Origin of the sequence: Neorhizobium sp. SOG26 (assembly GCF_003491345.1) — a bacterium.
GTDB lineage: Bacteria > Pseudomonadota > Alphaproteobacteria > Rhizobiales > Rhizobiaceae > Neorhizobium > Neorhizobium turbinariae.
The window spans coordinates 3,241,778-3,258,565 of record NZ_CP025512.1; the positions used below are offsets into that span (position 1 = coordinate 3,241,778).

17 protein-coding genes are annotated in these 16,788 nt (G+C 61.3%); 8 read left to right on the forward strand and 9 right to left on the reverse strand.

The genetic code is table 11. The annotated features are described in order from the left end of the window. Positions 1-47: 47 nt before the first annotated feature. Positions 48-1,952: a molecular chaperone DnaK gene (gene dnaK / locus CYG48_RS15920; protein ID WP_118851266.1), complete on the reverse strand. Its 1,905-nt coding sequence runs from the start codon at positions 1,950-1,952 to the stop codon at positions 48-50. 197 nt (positions 1,953-2,149) lie between these two features. After that, positions 2,150-4,612 (reverse strand): transglycosylase domain-containing protein, encoded by a 2,463-nt coding sequence (locus tag CYG48_RS15925; protein ID WP_118851267.1) that lies wholly within the window; start codon positions 4,610-4,612, stop codon positions 2,150-2,152. A 199-nt stretch (positions 4,613-4,811) separates the two neighbouring features. Here CYG48_RS15925 and CYG48_RS22555 point away from each other — a divergent pair, with 199 nt between their 5' ends. From CYG48_RS22555 to CYG48_RS15955, 6 genes are all read left to right on the forward strand, one after another. Then, entirely contained in the window at positions 4,812-4,985 is a 174-nt protein-coding gene (locus CYG48_RS22555; protein WP_199925161.1) for a hypothetical protein, read from the forward strand. Between the two features lie 128 nt (positions 4,986-5,113). Next, positions 5,114-5,296, forward strand: coding sequence for a hypothetical protein (locus CYG48_RS15935; RefSeq protein WP_118851269.1), 183 nt, complete (start codon positions 5,114-5,116; stop codon positions 5,294-5,296). A 94-nt stretch (positions 5,297-5,390) separates the two neighbouring features. Continuing rightward, complete coding sequence (locus CYG48_RS15940; RefSeq protein ID WP_118851270.1) at positions 5,391-5,597, forward strand: hypothetical protein; 207 nt, start codon at positions 5,391-5,393, stop codon at positions 5,595-5,597. Between the two features lie 141 nt (positions 5,598-5,738). After that, positions 5,739-5,936, forward strand: coding sequence for a hypothetical protein (locus tag CYG48_RS15945; RefSeq protein WP_118851271.1), 198 nt, complete (start codon positions 5,739-5,741; stop codon positions 5,934-5,936). 290 nt (positions 5,937-6,226) lie between these two features. Then, positions 6,227-6,439, forward strand: a complete 213-nt coding sequence (locus CYG48_RS15950) for a hypothetical protein (RefSeq protein ID WP_118851272.1) — start codon at positions 6,227-6,229, stop codon at positions 6,437-6,439. 118 nt (positions 6,440-6,557) lie between these two features. Continuing rightward, positions 6,558-6,914 (forward strand): hypothetical protein, encoded by a 357-nt coding sequence (locus tag CYG48_RS15955; protein WP_118851273.1) that lies wholly within the window; start codon positions 6,558-6,560, stop codon positions 6,912-6,914. 25 nt (positions 6,915-6,939) lie between these two features. Here CYG48_RS15955 and CYG48_RS15960 read toward each other — a convergent pair whose 3' ends face one another. Beyond that, positions 6,940-7,428: a YbaK/EbsC family protein gene (locus tag CYG48_RS15960; protein WP_118851274.1), complete on the reverse strand. Its 489-nt coding sequence runs from the start codon at positions 7,426-7,428 to the stop codon at positions 6,940-6,942. A 457-nt stretch (positions 7,429-7,885) separates the two neighbouring features. Here CYG48_RS15960 and CYG48_RS15965 point away from each other — a divergent pair, with 457 nt between their 5' ends. After that, a complete protein-coding gene (locus CYG48_RS15965) occupies positions 7,886-8,095 on the forward strand; it encodes a cold-shock protein (RefSeq protein ID WP_118851708.1) in 210 nt (69 codons plus the stop codon). 441 nt (positions 8,096-8,536) lie between these two features. Here CYG48_RS15965 and CYG48_RS15970 read toward each other — a convergent pair whose 3' ends face one another. Both CYG48_RS15970 and CYG48_RS15975 read right to left on the reverse strand, forming a co-directional pair. Further along, a complete protein-coding gene (locus CYG48_RS15970; protein ID WP_118851275.1) occupies positions 8,537-9,925 on the reverse strand; it encodes a dipeptidase in 1,389 nt (462 codons plus the stop codon). Positions 9,926-10,063: 138 nt separating this feature from the next. Continuing rightward, entirely contained in the window at positions 10,064-10,495 is a 432-nt protein-coding gene (locus tag CYG48_RS15975; RefSeq protein ID WP_118851276.1) for a MarR family winged helix-turn-helix transcriptional regulator, read from the reverse strand. A gap of 403 nt (positions 10,496-10,898) precedes the next feature. Here CYG48_RS15975 and polA point away from each other — a divergent pair, with 403 nt between their 5' ends. Beyond that, positions 10,899-13,892, forward strand: a complete 2,994-nt coding sequence (gene polA / locus CYG48_RS15980; protein WP_118851277.1) for a DNA polymerase I — start codon at positions 10,899-10,901, stop codon at positions 13,890-13,892. 9 nt (positions 13,893-13,901) lie between these two features. Here the strand turns inward: polA and CYG48_RS15985 are convergent, their stop codons facing one another. From CYG48_RS15985 to CYG48_RS16000, 4 genes are all read right to left on the reverse strand, one after another. Further along, on the reverse strand, positions 13,902-14,201 hold the full coding sequence (locus CYG48_RS15985) for a hypothetical protein (RefSeq protein ID WP_118851278.1): 300 nt from the start codon (positions 14,199-14,201) through the stop codon (positions 13,902-13,904). Between the two features lie 76 nt (positions 14,202-14,277). Then, a complete protein-coding gene (gene phnN / locus CYG48_RS15990) occupies positions 14,278-14,856 on the reverse strand; it encodes a phosphonate metabolism protein/1,5-bisphosphokinase (PRPP-forming) PhnN (RefSeq protein ID WP_118851279.1) in 579 nt (192 codons plus the stop codon). Continuing rightward, complete coding sequence (locus CYG48_RS15995; RefSeq protein ID WP_118851280.1) at positions 14,856-15,992, reverse strand: alpha-D-ribose 1-methylphosphonate 5-triphosphate diphosphatase; 1,137 nt, start codon at positions 15,990-15,992, stop codon at positions 14,856-14,858. Before CYG48_RS15995 ends, phnN begins: the two co-directional genes overlap by 1 nt. Then, entirely contained in the window at positions 15,989-16,702 is a 714-nt protein-coding gene (locus tag CYG48_RS16000) for a DUF1045 domain-containing protein (RefSeq protein WP_118851281.1), read from the reverse strand. Before CYG48_RS16000 ends, CYG48_RS15995 begins: the two co-directional genes overlap by 4 nt. Between the last annotated feature and the right edge of the window lie 86 nt (positions 16,703-16,788).

Genomic DNA, 16,788 nt, shown 5'->3' on the forward strand with positions numbered 1-16,788 from the left:
CTTAAGTCAACTATGGTTCAGAACTAAAGCCATCAGACAGCCGGCGATCAGGCAGACTTCTTGTCGTCCTTGACTTCTTCGTAGTCGGCGTCGACGACATCATCGTCCTTGCCGCCTTCGGCAGAAGCACCGCCTTCAGCCTGCTGGGCTTCGTAGATAGCCTGACCAAGCTTCATGGAAACTTCCATCAGGGTCTGCGTCTTCGCCTGGATGTCGTCGGCATCCGGCTCGGATGCTTCAACGGCAGCCTTCAGCGATGCGATCGCATCCTCGATGGCCTTGCGGTCGGCCTCGGTTACCTTGTCGCCGTACTCGCTCAGAGACTTCTCGGTCGAGTGAACGAGGCTTTCGGCCTGGTTCTTGGCTTCAACGGCAGCACGACGCTTCTTGTCGGCTTCGGCGTTGGCCTCGGCATCCTTGACCATCTTTTCGATCTCGGCATCAGACAGACCGCCAGAAGCCTGGATACGGATCTGCTGTTCCTTGCCGGTACCCTTGTCCTTGGCCGAAACCTGCACGATGCCGTTGGCGTCGATGTCGAAGGTGACTTCGATCTGCGGCATGCCACGCGGTGCCGGCGGAATGCCGACGAGGTCGAACTGGCCAAGCAGCTTGTTGTCGGCTGCCATTTCACGCTCGCCCTGCGACACGCGGATCGTCACGGCCTGCTGGTTGTCCTCGGCAGTCGAGAAGACCTGGGACTTCTTGGTCGGGATCGTCGTGTTGCGGTCGATCAGGCGGGTGAAGACGCCACCGAGCGTCTCGATGCCGAGCGACAGCGGGGTCACGTCGAGAAGCAGGACGTCCTTGACGTCGCCCTGAAGAACACCGCCCTGGATGGCAGCGCCCATGGCAACCACTTCGTCCGGGTTGACGCCCTTGTGCGGCTCCTTGCCGAACAGCTGCTTGACGACTTCCTGGACCTTCGGCATGCGGCTCATACCGCCGACGAGAACCACTTCATCGATTTCAGCTGCGGTGACGCCGGCATCCTTGAGCGCTGCCTTGCACGGAGCAACGGTGCGCTGGACCAGATCGTCAACCAGGCTTTCGAACTTGGCGCGGGTCAGCTTCAGCGTCAGGTGCTTCGGACCGGAAGCGTCAGCCGTGATGAACGGCAGGTTGATTTCGGTCTGCTGCGAGGACGACAGTTCGATCTTGGCTTTTTCGGCAGCTTCCTTGAGGCGCTGCAGGGCGAGCTTGTCGTTCTTCAGGTCGATGCCGTTGTCCTTCTTGAACTCGGATGCGAGGTATTCGACGAGACGCATGTCGAAGTCTTCACCACCGAGGAAGGTGTCGCCGTTGGTCGACTTCACTTCGAAGACGCCATCGCCGATTTCGAGAACCGAAATATCGAAGGTACCACCACCCAGGTCGTAAACGGCGATCGTCTTGCCGTCCTTCTTGTCGAGACCATAGGCGAGAGCGGCTGCCGTCGGCTCGTTGATGATGCGCAGCACTTCAAGACCGGCGATGCGGCCGGCATCCTTGGTTGCCTGGCGCTGCGCGTCGTTGAAGTAAGCCGGAACGGTGATGACGGCCTTCTCGACCTTTTCACCGAGGTAGGACTCGGCGGTTTCCTTCATCTTCTGAAGGATCATCGCGGAAATCTGTGCAGGCGAATAGGGCTTGCCCTGTGCCTTGACCCACGCATCACCGTTGTCGCCCTTGGCGATCTCGAACGGAACAAGGCCCTTGTCCTTTTCAACGGTCGGATCTTCGTAGCGACGGCCAATCAGGCGCTTGACAGCAAACAGCGTGTTGGTGGGGTTGGTAACAGCCTGGCGCTTTGCCGGCTGGCCGACGAGGCGCTCGCCATCATCGGTAAATGCGACCATGGAAGGCGTGGTACGTGCGCCTTCAGCGTTCTCGATCACCTTGGCATCCTTGCCGTCCATGATAGCGACGCAGGAGTTCGTGGTGCCGAGGTCGATGCCAATTACTTTAGCCATTTCTTCTCTCTCCTTTAAGCGAACCGCCAGAACCCCTTGAAGGCATTCCTTTGACAGTTCCTCGACTGGGATGGTTTTCGCAGCATCGGCTGCGGTATGCGGCGTATATAAGGATGGGTTTTTGCGACTGCAAGGCGGGAAATCGCTTGCAGTTCAGCAAATAAAGCGACTCGCGCACGGGCTTTGCGGGAAATCTTTTATTCGCCCATCAGGATGTCGAAAAGCGTGGTCCGACGCCCTTCCGGATAGTTGTCGACGACCCCGACTTCACCCGGCGGAATAGGTCCGCGACGGGCACCTGCAGGCGCCACCGGCACGGGTGCGTCATAGGGCTCGCGATACTCGCGATACTCGCGATAGTCCCGGCGACCACCCACATCGGCGGGCGGCACGACGTCCCCATAAGTGCGGCGATAGTTGGGTTCCGGGCGCGCCTGATAGACCGGCTCATCCGGGTAGATGCGAGCCGGGGCAGGGGCGGCGCGGTTGCGTGAAACGGGCGGTTCGATCGAGGCGGAATCCTGGACAGGGCGCGGCGGCGCCGGTGGATATTCGTCCGGTGCCGGCTCGTTGCGGCGCGTACCGCCGCCGGGCAGGATCCCGGACAGGAAATCGCCGATCGACTGTTCGGGCTGCTGTTCGACGGGAGCTGGTGGCGGAAGCTCGAGGCTGCGGCCGGTGCCGAACAGCGGCGTCGGCGAATAGCCCTTCATCGCAACCGTCATGTAGTCCTTCCAGGCCCTGGCAGGCAGGCCGCCGCCGGTCACTTTCTTCATATAGGCGCCGTCGTCGTTGCCGAACCAGATCCCGGTGGTCATGATGCTCGTGTAACCGACAAACAGCGCATCGCGGAAGGACTGGGTGGTGCCGGACTTACCGGCTGCCTGCCAGCCATCGAGCCTGGCGGCCTTGCCGGTACCTTCGTTGATAACGCGGTTCATCATGCTGTTCATGGTGGCCGCCACCGGCTCGCTCAGCACGCGCGGCGGATTGGTATAGTCAGCCTCGTAAAGGACCTTGCCGTCCATGTCGCTGATGCGCTTGACGATATGCGGCGTCGCCTTGTAGCCGCCGTTCATGAAGGCGGCATAGGATGCGGTGAGCTCGACGAGCGAGACTTCCGACGTGCCGAGCGCGATCGAGGCATTCGGCTGGATCTCGGAGTCGATGCCAAGGCGGTGCGCAAGGCTCACGACCTTGTCGGGGCCGACCTGGTTGGCAAGTTGCGCGGCCACCGTGTTCAGAGACTGCGCCAGCGCCGAGGCGATGGTGACGGGTCCGCGGAACTTCTGGTCGTAGTTTTCCGGCGACCAATTGCCGATCTTGACCGGCGCGTCGTTCATCACAGTGTCCGGAAGGGCACCAGCTTCGAGCGCTGCGGCATAAACGAACGGCTTGAATGCTGAGCCCGGCTGGCGCTTCGCCTTGGCGGCACGGTTGAACTGGCTCTGGGCATAATCACGCCCGCCGACGACAGCGCGGATGGCGCCCGTCGCATCAACCGAGACGAGAGCGGCTTGCGAGGCGTTGAGCTTGGCGCCTTCCTTTGTCAGGATGGTGTTGAGCGCCTTCTCGGCAGCTTCTTCCAAGCGAAGATCGATGGTGGTCTCGACTACGACATCGGCCTTGGGCTCGCCGATCAGCGTCTTGACCTCGTCCATCACCATGTCCGCGGCATAATGCTGCGCGCCCGACCAGTAGCTCTTGGCCTTGGCTGGCGGCTGCGACATGGCCGTCTTCAAATCGCTGTCGGTGACGAAACCTTCTTCCCGCATGGCGCCGAGCACCACCTGGGCACGGGCTTCCGCCGCTTCCGGATGGCGTGCCGGGGACAGGCGCGACGGCGCCTTCAGGAGACCCGCGAGCGTCGCCGCCTCGCCAAGGTTCACGTCGCGCGCCGACTTGTTGAAGTAACGCCGCGAGGCCGCCTCGACGCCGTAAGCGTTCGAGCCGAAGAAGACCCGGTTCAGGTACATCGCCAGGATCTGGTCCTTGGTGAACTTCGTCTCCAGCCAGAACGACAGCAGCACTTCCTGGATCTTGCGCTCGAAGGTGCGCTCCGGGGAGAGGAAGAGGTTCTTCGCCAGCTGCTGGGTGATGGTGGAGCCGCCCTGGATCGGCTGGCCCGTGAGATTGTTGACGAAGGCGCGCGCCAGACCGAAGGGGTCGACGCCGAAATGCGAATAGAAACGTCGGTCCTCGATGGCGATGACCGCCTGCGGCAGGTAAGGCGACATCTCTTCGAGCGCCAAGGCCTCGCCGCCGGTGGAGCCGCGGTTGGCAATGACAGAGCCGTCGATGGCGGTGATCTTCATGTTCGGCGGTCGGTCCGGGATCGCCCAGGTGCTGGCAGCCGGCATCTGCGCCCCGTAATAGAGCACAAGCCCCCCGACGCCGATCCCGGCCCATATGCCCAGCACGAAACACCAGTAAATGAGCCGGCGGATCGGACCAAACAGGCCACCGCTCTTGCGGGCACGCCGCGCTTTCTTGCCGCGAGACCGTGGAGCCGGCTCCTCAGACGCCTGTTTGGGCGCGCGCTTGACCGGACGGCCATTGCCGACGATGCGCTCGTCGGCATCGATCCGGAAATCGCTGCTATCCCGCGAACCCTCGAACGATGGTTCGACGCGTCTGTCTGATTTGCCTCTTGGCGCCATTAAGCCGGCATGCCCCCGTTCGTCCTTTACCTGCTCGCGAGAAGCAGTTCCGTCTCGATTACTCCGCCCAAGTCATTGGTTGGACTGTAAATGCGGCGATTTAAGGAGGCGTAAAGCAACGCCGGATGCACGCCGTGCTTGAAACACTTGACCTTCATCCTCAGATATGAGAACAAATAGAGAACATATGGAGGTGCTGATGAGCAGAGCCGAACAAGTGATCGAGCGTGCCATGGCCGCGGTTGCGGCATCCAAGACGCTGCGCGAGGCAGAGGCCGAGCGCCGGCGCAAGGTGTTCGAGAGGATCCAGATCGCCAACCAGCGTCGTCCGAGCATCCCGAAGGGGATCCAGCTACCGCTCGATCTGCATTAAGTACCTAGCTCGTACATGAGCATTTGCTTGACAAGCTTCAAGCCGAGGCATTCTCTACCTTAGAAAAAACGGAATCGGGTGGGAGAAACGTTCTGTTTTTCGCAGGTTCTGCCTGGAGGAGGTAGGAAATGATCAAGATCGTGGAGGCGGTCGTCTTCAATGACGGACAGCGCGTCCCTGTCGGACTGGTGAACATCAAGCAGGCTCTGGAAATGCCGGAGCGGGTGAAGTTCGAGTTCAGCCATCCGGCGCATGAGGCAGGCAAGACGGATATATTCATCAGCCGCGAAGATTTGTCGAAGTTGATGTAACGGCTGGCTGGCAGCCAGGACGCGTATTCGTGATTTAGTATTTTCGGCATTACCGGTTATTCTCCCACCCGCAACCGAAGCGAAGGAGAATGACATGAAGACATTTCTCGCAATCGCCGCCGTTCTCGGGTTTACGTCGTCCGCTGCTCTTGCGGATTGCGCCGGCCACGTCACGGCCTCTGCCAAGGTGGACAAGGAAGTCACCACCGCCAGCGTCACCAAGTCCGATGAAAAAACTGCCGAAAAGGTCGTCCTTCTGAAGCGTGATCGCCTGAAGAGCGAAACACGCGTCAGCGACTGAGCATGAACCCGCGCCGTCCGCGGCGCGGGCATCCCCGGATGTGACAGCCGAAGTATTGTGGCTGCGCTGCGGCACGACCCTTCGGAAAGGAACCCTTCGCGGCCAAGCCCGTTGGTTCTGTTCAACCAAGGGAGATGACGCATGCCTAATCGCGATCCGTTACCCAATCCCGGTTCCGAAACGCCACGCGGCCCACAATCTGAAGGCGGCATCCCGGATCGGGTCCAGGAAAAGCCACCGCTGACGCCGGCCCAGGACCCGGGCGACAGCAAGAACCCGCAGGATCCGACGCTCAATCCGGCACTCCTGCCGATCGGTGACCCAGCCGGTATGGCCTGATTTTCAAGCCTTTCGGGAGCCCTCGCACAGGGGGGCTCTCTTTGCTTGCCAGAACGGTCGCATAGGTAAGAGCCGAGTTGCTTCCACCCCTATATTGTACCCCTCTAAAGTTATTGTTGCTAAACTATTTGTTAATGATCAGAGTGTAGCGACCTGTCGTCGAAAGGCCTCGGGAGGTTGTGGCTCGGCTGTACCGAACTTCGACCTGTGCCGGTACCGGGAGTAAAGGTATCGGTGCAAAAGGAGCAGCAATAGTCTGCCGATCGGGCTTTACAAGATCGGGAGGATGTATGCCTACGCAGTTGGTACGGAATCCGGTCAATCCCGAACAACTTACCCTGTTGCAGCAGGTCTTCGACCGCGCCTGCCAGGAGCATCAGATCGACAAGACCAGCCCGGATGCCGAGGCGCTGGCGTTGATCCTCGTCAACTCCCTCCAGAAGGGCAAGGACGACGAGGAAAAGCTTGCGGCCGTTGCTGCCGCGCTTGTTAGTAGCCGCTAGTTTTTCCGGCTTTCATCTGCCCCAAGCGGGTGCGGCGCTATACGCCAAACATCCAAAAGGAACATATCGTTCCTTCGGGAATTGACCGAACTCTCGATCAACCCCGAAGGAGGCCCGCATGGCAGAGCCCGTGAAAGATATGAAGACCCCTGTTGGATCCGGTTCGTCCTATGACGACGATGTCAGCAACGAGATCGCGACGCTCCGCACCGAGATCGCCAACCTGCGCGAGCTTCTGGCTGAAAAGGGCGGCAAGGCTTATGAGCGGTTGTCTGAACGTGCCGGCGCGGCGGCGAGCTATGTGCAGAGCGAAGCCGCATCGGTGGCTGGCACCGTGCGCGAACACCCGGCCGCAACGACCACCCTGTTCACGCTGATCGGCGCAATCGGCTTTGCGATCGGGTACGTTGTGGCAAGTGCCTCTGCCGAAAGCAAGCAGGCCTGGTACCGCCGCTACCTCACAGATCGTTTCTGAGAATGATGCCTTTCAGCGATACGCTTCACGCGGGCGTATCGCTGACGGCGACCTGTTCCTGGGCCACATCGATCCACACGGCACCGGTTAGTTCAGCCATGTGGTCCGGTGCGATGCGCACCGCCGCATTGATCGCGCCGGCGGCCGGCACAACGATTGCATGACGTTTCAGCGACACGTCACAATAAACCGGCAGCGGTGTCGCCAGGCCAAACGGGCAGACCCCGCCCACCGGGTGGCTCGTCAACGCCACGACTTCATCACCACCCAGCATGCGCGGCTTCGGGCCGAAACGGTCGCGGAACTTGCGGTTATCAAGCCGGCTCATGCCGGACATCACCACCAGCATGGTTTCATCGCCGGCGCGCAGGCAGATGGTCTTGGCGATCTGGTCTGCGTCCACTCCATGCGCCTCGGCGGCAAGCTGGACGGTCGCCGAACTCTGTTCGGTGACGATGACATCGATCTCAGGGGCTTTGAGGGAGAAGAAATTGCGAACGGATTCAAGGCTCATGGTGGCAAGATGGCCGAGCCTTGGGCGGCTCGCAAGCCCCTCTTCTTCTACCCATGCAGAAAATGCATTGCTGCAGTGCGAAATTTTGACTGTTTTTTAAGCCGTGCTCCTATATAGTCAAATCATCGACAGGCGCACTCCTCCTCCCAGCGCCTCCGATGGGACCAGCAACACCTCCTCCTCCCGGTTGTTGGTCAGTATCGAAAGCCCGGCGCTCCTCCTCCCGCGCCGGGCTTTCTCTTTGTCCGGGACTGACGAGAGGCACCTCACCGAGAGGCGCTGCATCTTGACGTTTGCACGTCGTCAGCCTAGATGATTTCGCATCGATATTTGTTTGATAAGCCAGCACGACACGCTTCCCGCGTCAGCGACGATCTTTCTTCAAATACGAAACTCACCGTTTTTCGCAGGCGACTGCGCGGAACAAGTCGGTCTTATTTGCATGAAAGGCATCGTTATGGCGACCGGTACTGTAAAGTGGTTCAACGCAACCAAGGGTTATGGCTTCATTCAGCCGGATGATGGCGCACAGGACGTTTTCGTTCACATCTCCGCTGTTGAGCGCGCTGGCATGGGCCAGCTCAAGGACGGCCAGAAGCTCTCCTACGAACTTGTAACCGACAAGCGTTCGGGCAAGGTTTCGGCAGACCATCTTCAGGCTGCTTGATCATTCTTGATCGCAAGTTCTTCGAAAAGGCCGGCTCGTCCGGCCTTTTTTCGTTCGGGGATCTTCCTCTTGTAAAGGGGTGGACCCATCCCCATCTAGGGTTCAGTCGCGTTTCCGGCGCACCTGGGGCTTGAGGGCAAAAATGCTGATCTGGTCATAGGTAACGGCAAATACGGGAGACCGTGCCGTCTTGAAGCAGGTGACATATCCGCGTTTACGGAATGTTAACCTTTCGGAGAGACGATGACTGCTAGAGCCGCATGAGTCGTTTTCGATTTGAAGCGGCCGCGCCGGAAATGCTTATCCCATCTCGAGTGACCACGGATGTACTGGCACCAATGATCGGGGACTGAAAGGTCGGGCTTGCCCCGGCCTTTTGTTTTTCTGGCTTCCCTCCAACCTGGCCGCGGACCGGACCGGCCAGGCTGAGAGATGGATGCCTCAGGCGGCCAACACTGCCATGATGCGGATCCACGAGCGGATGCCCTTGTGGAAGGACTTCAGGTCATACTTCTCGTTCGGGGAATGAACGCCGTCGTCGCTGAGCCCAAAGCCGACGAGAAGCGATTCCATGCCAAGCAGGTTTTGGAAGTCACCGACGATCGGGATCGATCCGCCAGAACCGATGACCAGAGCGGGCTTTGCCCATTCCTCCGACAGCGCCGTCTTTGCCTTCGTCAGCACCGGTGAATCGTAGCCGAGCTGCAGCGCCGGCGAGCTGCCATGTTCGAGGAACTCGACCGTGCAGTCCTTCGGCATCTTGGAGCGGACATAAGCGCGGAGGTTCTCGCGGATCTTTGCCGGGTCCTGCTGGCCCACCAGCCGGAAGGAAACCTTGGCCGAGGCCTTCGACGCGATCACCGTCTTGAAGCCCTGGCCGGTATAACCGCCGTTGATGCCGTTGATTTCGCAGGTCGGGCGCGCCCAGAGCAGTTCAAGCATCGAACGGCCCTTTTCACCCGCCAGTTCCGACAGGCCGACTTCACCGAGGAAGTCATTGCGACCGCCGGTCAGGTTGTCCCATGCCGACTTGATGTTGGATGGCGTTTCTTCCACGCCGTCGTAGAAACCTTCAACCGTCACGCGGCCTGTTTCATCATGCAGGCCGGCAAGGATCTTCGAGAGGATCTGGATCGGGTTGGCTGCAGCGCCCCCATACATGCCCGAATGAAGGTCGCGATTGGCAGCGGTCACGATGATCTCTTCGCCAACGAGGCCGCGCAGCGAGGCGGTGATTGCCGGCGTATCGGCATCCCACATGCCCGTATCGCAGACCAGCGCATAATCCGCTTTCAGTTCATCGGCATGGGCGTCGAGGAAGGGCTTCAGCGACGGCGATCCGGACTCTTCCTCGCCTTCGAACAGCACAGTGACACGCACCGGTAGATGGCCATGCACGTCCTTGTAGGCGCGGCAGGCCTCCACGAAGGTCATCAACTGGCCCTTGTCGTCTGCCGATCCGCGGCCGGTCAGCACCTTGCGGCCGTTGCCGAGGTCCTTGATCTTCGGGTCGAAGGGATCGTCTTCCCAAAGCTCGATCGGGTCGACCGGCTGCACGTCGTAGTGGCCGTAGAACAGGACATGCGGCGCATCGGCGCTCGGTCCGGGGTAATGGCCAACCACCATCGGATGGCCGGCGGTCTGGCGAACGGAGGCTTCGAAACCAAGTGCGGTGAGATCGGCGACAAGCCATTCTGCCGCCTGGCGGCAATCGTTCTTGAAGGCGGGGTCGGTCGAGATTGACTTGATCCGCAGGAGTTCGAAAAGGCGTTCGATGCTGGCGTCGAGATTCTGGTCGGCGCGGGAAAGGACGGAAGAAAGATCGGTCATGGAGAATCCTGACTGCGAAAAGATGATGTCATCCAGCCGGCAGGGAGCCGGCGCGTCCGCTGTGCGGGCTTAGGATGTGTTATCAAGCCATGCCGGCTTTGAATACTTGAAATCGAAGAACTTTGGTCGCAGCCGCGGCTAGAGCTTGCGGGCGTTGTCGATGATCATGCGCATATACTCGATCATCAACTCTCGCTCGAAACGCTTGAAGCCGGCGAACATCGTAGCATCCGCCTCTTGTGCCGCTTCCAGCGCGCGTGCTTCGAGATCGCGCCCGAGCTGCGTCAACCGGATGATCTGCGCTCGACGGTCAGAAGGATGTGGCGTGCGTTCGATGAGGCGGTCGCGCTCCATGCGCGCCAGCGTGTTGGCAAGCGTTGCCTGCTCCACCTCCAGCTTGTCGAGAAGCTGTTTCTGGGTGAGGCCGTCCTGCTGCCAGAGTTCGAGAAGCACGGGGAACTGTCCCGGAGAAAAGCCAAGTGCGGTGGCTCGCTTCTGAAGGGACCGGGAAAAGCTCTTGGCCAGTTGTCCGGCAAGATATGTCGGGGAATGCGCGCGGTCGAACCCCATCACGTCGACTCATCCTCCTTGAGCGAACCAAAGCTGGACGCTGAGGAAACGATATATTGCAGGCGGTGCTTTCGCCAAGCCTGCGTGCTCGCCATGGTAAATCCGTCGGCGCGGTCAAACAAAAACCGCCATGACCGGGAGGGGAATCGGCCATGGCGGTTCGATTGATGGACAAAGGCCCGGAGAGGGGGATAGGCCTTTGCCCGGTCTGGCGCGGCAGGGGACAGGCCAGCTTCCAGACTGCGGCGTGATCAGGCGCCGGTACTGCTGATTTGTGGGGCCAAATGGGGCTTTTCAAGGGAATGCTCTATTACAAATCGGTAACGTTCCGGTGACAGCCGGAGGCCTTGCGCAAGCAAGTTTTCATGGACGGATCAGCGGCTGGACGTTATTGCTTCTGCCCATGAAAAAAGGTGATCACCTCTTCCTCGTCGACGGCTCCGGCTTCATCTTTCGGGCCTTCCACGCACTGCCACCGCTGACCCGCAAATCGGACGGCCTGCCGGTAGGCGCCGTGTCGGGTTTCTGTAACATGCTATGGAAGCTGTTGACGGATGCGCGTGATACCTCGGTCGGCGTGACGCCGACGCATTTCGCCGTGATCTTCGACTATTCGGCCAAGACCTTCCGCAAGGACCTCTACGATAGCTACAAGGCGAACCGTTCGGCGCCGCCCGAGGAGCTCGTTCCGCAATTCGGTCTGATCCGGGAGGCGACACGCGCCTTCAACCTGCCGTGCATCGAGACCGAAGGCTTCGAGGCCGACGACATCATCGCCACCTATGCGCGCCAGGCGGAAGCGATCGGCGCGGACGTCACCATCATCTCCTCTGACAAGGACCTGATGCAGCTCGTGACGCCGAACGTCCACATGTACGACAGCATGAAGGACAAGCAGATCGGCGTGCCCGACGTCGTCGAAAAATGGGGCGTGCCGCCGGAAAAGATGATCGACCTGCAGGCCATGGTCGGCGACTCGGTTGACAACGTGCCGGGTATTCCCGGCATCGGTCCGAAAACGGCGGCCCAGCTTCTGGAAGAATTCGGCGATCTCGATACGCTGCTGGAGCGCGCCGGCGAGATCAAGCAGGTCAAGCGGCGCGAGAACATCATCGCGCATGCCGAGCAGGCGCGGCTGTCGCGCCGGCTGGTGCAACTGCGCACCGACGTGCCGCTCGACGTTGACCTTGAGGGGCTGATCCTGGAGCCGCAGAATGGCCCGAAGCTGATCGGCTTCCTGAAGGCGATGGGCTTTGGCACGCTGACCCGTCGTGTCGCGGCGGCCTGCGACTGCAATGCCGACGAGATCGACGCGGCGGTGGTCGAGGTCGAATGGGGCGGTGCAGCCCATGGCCCGGACCTTGATGCAACGGCACCGGTCGGAGAGGCTTCGCCTGCGAACGCTTCGGCACCGGCGAGCAACGGAAAACCGGCAGCGGCTGGCAGCGTTATCGTAGGAGAGGCGCGGCCCGCCGATCTCGCACAGGCGCGTGCTGATTTCTACGCTACCGCCAAGATCGACAAGTCCTGCTACATTACCATCCGTGATGTCGAGGTCCTCGACGACTGGATCCGTGCGGCTTACGAAACCGGTGTGCTGGCCTTCGATGCCGAAACGGCATCGATAGACCCGATGCAGGCGGAGCTTGCCGGCATTTCGCTCGGGCTGCCGGACAACACCCATACGCCGGCAGGCGGCGAAATCCGCTCCGCTTACCTGCCGCTGGGGCACAAGACCGGCGATGGCGATCTTCTGGGGGGCGGCCTGGCGGAAAACCAGCTGTCGATGAAGGAGGCGCTGGACCGGCTCAAGATCGTGCTTGAGGACCCGTCGGTTCTCAAGGTCGGCCACAACCTGAAATTCGCCTACCTTCTGCTGAAGCGCTACGGCATCGTCGTCCAGAGCTATGACGATGTGATGCTGATGTCCTACGTGCTGGAGGCCGGCAAGGGCAGCCAGACGCTCGACTCGCTGTCGGAGCGGTGGCTCGGCCATGTACCAATGACCTTCAAGGAACTGGCAGGCAGCGGCAAGTCGGGACTCGCCTTCGACATGGTCGATATCGAGCGGGCCATGACCTATGCCGCGGAGAAGGCAGATCTTTCGCTGCGCATGTGGTTCGTGCTGAAGCCGCGGCTTGTGGCCGAGCGGCTGACGCGGGTTTACGAGCGGCTGGAACGGCCGATGCTGGCGACGCTTGCTGAAATGGAAGAACGCGGCATCACCATCGACCGGCAGATCCTGTCGCGCCTGTCCGGCGAGCTTGCGCAGCGCGCCGCCGCCATCGAAGACGAGATCTACCAGTTGGCCGGCGAGAAGTTCACCATCGGCTCGCCAAAGCAGCTTGGCGACATCCTGTTCGGCAAGCTCGGGCTGCCGGGCGGCGCAAAGACCAAGACCGGGCAATGGTCGACCTCCGCCCAGGTGCTGGAGGAACTCGCTGCCGTCGGCCATGAACTGCCGCGCAAGATCGTCGACTGGCGTCAGCTGACGAAGCTCAAGTCCACCTATACCGATGCCCTGCCGGGTTATGTCCACCCGCAGACGAAGCGGGTCCATACGTCCTATTCGCTCGCCTCGACGACAACCGGGCGGCTGTCCTCGGTCGAGCCGAACCTGCAGAACATTCCGATCCGCACGACCGAAGGCCGCAAGATCCGCACCGCCTTCATCTCGACGCTGGGCCACAAGCTCGTCTCGGCCGACTACAGCCAGATCGAGCTGCGCGTGCTCGCCCACGTGGCGGACATCCCGCCGCTGCGCCAGGCCTTTGCCGATGGCGTCGACATTCACGCCATGACGGCATCCGAAATGTTCGGCGTGCCGGTGGAAGGCATGCCGAGCGAAGTGCGCCGCCGCGCCAAGGCCATTAACTTCGGCATCATCTATGGCATCTCAGCCTTCGGCCTCGCCAACCAGCTGTCAATCGAACGTTCGGAAGCGGGCGACTACATCAAGAAGTATTTCGAGCGCTTCCCGGGCATCCGCGACTACATGGAAAACACCAAGGCGTTTGCCCGCGAGCACGGTTATGTCGAGACGATCTTCGGCCGGCGTGCCCATTACCCGGATATCAAGTCGTCCAACCCGTCGGTGCGTGCCTTCAATGAACGCGCCGCCATCAACGCGCCGATTCAAGGGTCTGCGGCCGATATCATCCGCCGTGCGATGGTCAGGATGGAAGGCGCCCTGGCGAAAGCGGGGCTGCAGCACAAAGCCCGCATGCTCCTTCAGGTGCATGACGAACTGATCCTCGAGGTGGAAGACGACGCGATCGACGAGACGCTGCCGGTGGTGATCTCGACCATGGAGAACGCCGCCATGCCGGCGATTGCCATGCGTGTGCCGCTGAAGGTGGATGCGCGTGCCGCGAGCAACTGGGACGAAGCGCACTGAGTTGAAGGCTCAGTGATGTTGCGGCGCGCCCGGGTAAAGCGACTGCATCGCCGTCGACAGCAGTTCGTCGGCATAGGAGCAGGCAGAGAGCCTTGCCTCATCAGGCATCTTCAGCTCGCCGCAGCGCTGGTGCACCGTTTCCATGATCAGCCGGGCAATGCCGCGGGCATGGTCGACATCGGCTGTTTCGGAAGTATCCATGGCGAGCGCCAAGGCGGTCATGGACACGATCTCCAACACGACCACCCGCCCCTCAAGGTCGACTTTGGCCCTGTCCGTTTGCCCGTCCTGCGGCGTCGTCTCGGTCATTGCCTCGCCTCTGAAGTGTCAGGAGAAGCTAGCGCGGGTCAGCGAAGAGTAAAGTCGGCGGAGAAAAGAGTTTTGCTCAGGTGAAGTGCGTACCGCAGTAAAGCTCCTGAAGAGCAGCAATAAAAGCCCGAGCGCTTACTTCGAGGCTGTCGCTGTTGTCGATGGTGACGACCTGGTAGTCGCCGGTCACCTCCAGCGAACTGCGCGCCAGACGCTGCCTGATCTCATCCTCCGTCTCGCGACCACGTTCGGCCAGGCGTCGGGCCAGCACCTCCGGACGCGCCGTCACGTTGAAAACGACAAGGCGAGGGTAGGCGGCCTTGAAATGCGGTAGCGCCGAGCGCGAGCCATTGGCGATGACAAGCCGCCCTGTTTCGACGGCCTGCCGGCTCTCGACCGGGATGCCGTATCGCAACCCGTGTGCATCCCAGGAGACCGCAAAACGGCCGGATGCCGCAAGCGCCTCAAACTCCGCGTCGCCCACGCCGTCATGATCTTCGCCGCCGGCTGCCGCGTCACGGGTGATGATCCGCCGAACGAAGACGATGCCGTCGCGATCGCCGAAATGTGCCGCGGCTCGTGCGATCAGCGTGTCCTTGCCGGCGCCGCTAGGGCCAACGACGACTGCCATGCAGCCCGGCTTGGCCTCTGCCATCAGGCGACCCGCTGACCCTGGCGCCAGGTGGCGCGCACCACGGGAACACCATCGACACGATGAACCCGCACCAGATCCGCCCGTAGGCCGACGGCAATGCGGCCACGATCGTCGAGGCCGACGGTGCGGGCCGGGTTGGCGGTGACCATCGCCAGCGCTGCGGCCAGCGAGATGCCATCCATTTCATCGGCCAGTACGAAGGGCGCATGCAGCAGGCTGAGCGGCACGTAATCCGACGATAGGACATCAAGCACGCCGCGTTCGGCAAGGTCGCGCGCGGCGATATTGCCGGAATGTGACTTGCCGCGCACGATGTTCGGCGCTCCCATCAGCACGCTCATGCCGGCTTCGTGGGAGGCTTTGGCCGCATCGAAGCTCGTCGGAAACTCGGCCAGCCGCACGCCGTTCTCGATCGCTTCGCCAACATGGGCGAGAGTTGCATCGTCGTGGCTGGCAATGGTGATGCCGCGCTCCCGGCAGACCTTGGAGATGGCAGTGCGGTGCGGCGTCGAATTGCGCTGCGAGTCGCCGATCCGCTTGGCACAGAAGGCATCAAAGGCTTCGTCGCTCAGCCCGCGCTTCTTCTTGTAGTAATAGATATACTGGTCCATGGTCTGGAATTGCCGCTGGCCCGGTGCATGGTCCATCAGCGAGACGAGGCGCACAAACGGGTCAGTCTCGAAGTCGGCAAAATGCTCCAGCACGTTGTCGGCTGATACCTCGCAGCGCAGGTGGAGCAGGTGCTCGGAGCGCAGGCGACCCTGTTTCTCCGCCGCCTGGATCGCATCCGCCATGGCGCGCATCTCGCCGCGCGGAAAGCCGCCGTCCTCGTCTGCACCCATGCGCAGGCAATCAAACACGGTGGTGATGCCGGAGGTGGCAATCTGCGCGTCATGCGCCTGGATCGCCGCGGTGGTGTTCCAGCGCACGCCGGCCCGCGGCGAATAATGCTGCTCCAGGTGGTCGGTGTGCAACTCGACCAAGCCAGGAATAAGATAGTCGCCTTCAAGATCCTCGCCGCTGGTGACGGAACCTTCCGAGACGTCTGCGATCAAGCCGTCGCGGATTTGCAGCGAGCCATGGACGACGTGGTCTTCCAGCACGATCCTGGCATTGGTGAAAACCTGTTCAGTCATGGGGCAGTCTTCCTGCTATCGGCGGCCGGTGCGAGCGCGCACCAGCGATGGACGGTGAAGGGGGCGCCGCGCTCCGGCTCCACGAACAGGGCAAGCCCGTCGATCGAAAGCGGTTGCTGAATGAACGGCGCGAAACGCCGGCTGAGTTCTGCCTTCATCGCCTCCGCCTGCTCTGGTGGCACCTGGCCCGTTAGGGTCATGTGGAAGCGGAACTCGTCCATCACGTAAGGGTAACCCCAGCGGTCAAGGTAGGCCCGCTGGGTGGGCGGCAGGTTTTCCGGCTTACGTCGTGCGATATCGGCCTCGGACAACGGCGCGCGGAAAGGCTCGAAATCCTCGACCACGCGCGCCGCGAAATCCTGCAGTTCCGGATAAATCCGGTCAGGCACGATGGCAAAGAAGCGACCAAGCTGGCCTAGGATCACATTCGGGATTGTGAAAGCCGGTGTGGCGGCCGCAAACGCTGCAAGCGCAGCAAGCAATTCCGCCTCAGTCTTGCCGGGCGCCAGTTCGAAAGGCGCCTTCAGCGTCGCGTGAAAACCATATCGGCGCGGGTCGGCCGTCAGTTGATGGACATCGCCGCACGCCAAACCGCTCACATCGGAGGTCGGGAAACTTTCATCCAAGAACGCATTGCGTCCAAGCCAGCGCGATGCGGCCGCCGTCAGCGGATGGTCTTCGGCGGGCGAGTAATAGAGGGCGTAGCGCAATGAGGAAGTTCCGGAATCAGATGAAGGCACGCCACGAGACTAGCGCGGTGCCCGATCCGGAAACAGCACCCGCAACGAAAAGATGT